Genomic DNA, 1511 nt, shown 5'->3' on the forward strand with positions numbered 1-1511 from the left:
CACTAGCGTTGCATACATCCCATAAACAGTATTAACTTATATATTTTTACAGTTTAATTACTTATGAAAATTTTAAAAAGGAACAGGGCTGTAAAGACGATTCAGTTCCCTTTTTTTTACATTCGTTATTTACTTCTGTTCGTGTTCTTTTTTCGATTTCTTTTTATTAATAAAGTGCTCTTTACTAATTGGACTGACAATCGCAAAATCTTCACCATATCTAATCTCTTTTGGGGCGGCATCTGGTATTTTTCGTCGCCCTTTGCTTTTTCTCAACCTTCGGTTGAAGTCTTGTAAAAGCTTCTTCATTGAATCGAAAATGTAATGCTGTATTGTTCGTAAGAACGTCCATGTCGATTTGTTAGGTTGATGAATCAATCTCATAATTTCCGTTAGCGCGTAAGTGATTAAAGCTATGAACATCTGATTCCAGATACCTGTAGGAGATTTGCTAAATAGGTGGTTGACTTTGACGTGCTGCTTTAACCATTTGAAGAAAAGTTCAATGTACCAACGGTTCTTATAGGTCTCCAAGATCTCTTCCTCAGATAAGTCCAGACGATTTGTAATCAAATAAAATGGAGTTCCTTTTTCGTCTATGAACTCAATGTAACGAACCGGCTCTTTGCGGGTCTTGATGGATACAAGCTCATTCTTAATTACATTCGGATGTGTCGGTGTGAAAACTTTCAAAGTCTCAGTTGCGAAGGTTTTCTTTACACGGACTAGAAAATGTATCTGCTGTGCCATCCATCCAGCTATTTTTGTTTTATGGGCATAGCCTCGGTCCATCACATACAGTGCTCCGTCAGCATCAATGATATGGTTCACTGCGTCAGAATCTGCTATATTTCCGGTTGATGGAATCATCTTTTCGGGAAATGTACTTGTAGCTGAGGTGACCAAGACCCGTACATGGAGCTTGATTCCGCAGGAATCCTTAGAGACCGCAGTCCAATTTAGAGCGTTTTTCGGTAATTTGACGTAGGTGCCATCGATGATTCGAATCGGTCCTACGTTCTCATTAATGCCTTTGGCATTGCTTTTTAATGTCCTATATTGACTTGCCAAACTACATAAAAGGTCGGCTAGATCGGCAGTGTTCAGCTGACTTAGCCGACGGCTAAGTTGAGAGTGGCTTAGGGATTTTACCCCAATCTCCCTTTGGAAATCTTTTTTAGAGCGAACACCAATCTCTATATCTCTGAGACTGAACCATTTACATATGTGAGCCATAATAAAGATTTTCACGACTGAGAAATCAGTAACCTTTTTTGTGTCGTAATTCAGGAGCGGACAATCCAAAACATTCCTAGGCAATTTAGATAAGTATTGACGAAAGACTAAATTATGGTTTACACTTTTCATACGCTTGCTCCTTTTGATAGTGTAGGGAACTGATTTAGTCGTCGTTCCTTACCTACATTAGGAGCTTTTTTGTTTTTATTCAAGTTATCTATTTCTATTTACTGTACTTTTTTACTTTTATTTCTTGCTATGCAACGCTAGTG

The 1511-nt window shown here is 38.2% G+C and carries 1 protein-coding gene; it reads right to left on the reverse strand.

Features of this window, described 5'->3' with window-relative positions; all coding sequences use genetic code 11:
* Positions 1 to 129: 129 nt before the first annotated feature.
* A complete protein-coding gene (locus tag MHZ92_RS21200) occupies positions 130 to 1368 on the reverse strand; it encodes an IS4 family transposase (protein ID WP_239433708.1) in 1239 nt (412 codons plus the stop codon).
* Between the last annotated feature and the right edge of the window lie 143 nt (positions 1369 to 1511).

Source organism: Sporosarcina sp. ACRSL, assembly GCF_022346605.1.
Lineage (GTDB): Bacteria > Bacillota > Bacilli > Bacillales_A > Planococcaceae > Sporosarcina.